A 244-nucleotide genomic window follows, 5' to 3' on the forward strand; every position below is an offset into this window, starting at 1 on the left:
GTACTATGTGTTCTACAGAAACTCCAGGAGCTCTTTCAACCAGTTTGAAACCGGCAGGAGTTACATCCAATACCGCCAGTTCAGTTACTACTCTTTTAACACAGCTGACACCTGTTAAAGGAAGTGTACACTTTTTCAGGATTTTGCTTTCTCCGGCTTTGTTGACGTGCATCATGGCAACGATAATATTCTCTGCAGAGGCTACGAGATCCATTGCACCGCCCATCCCTTTTACCATTTTTCC

General features: G+C 44.3%; 1 protein-coding gene. It reads right to left on the reverse strand.

Features of this window, described 5'->3' with window-relative positions; all coding sequences use genetic code 11:
* Positions 1 to 244: CoA-transferase (locus ACR9ZK_RS23080; RefSeq protein ID WP_481344250.1), on the reverse strand; the 244-nt coding region annotated here is incomplete at both ends.

Source organism: Monashia sp. HAY1-5C, from assembly GCF_056755255.1.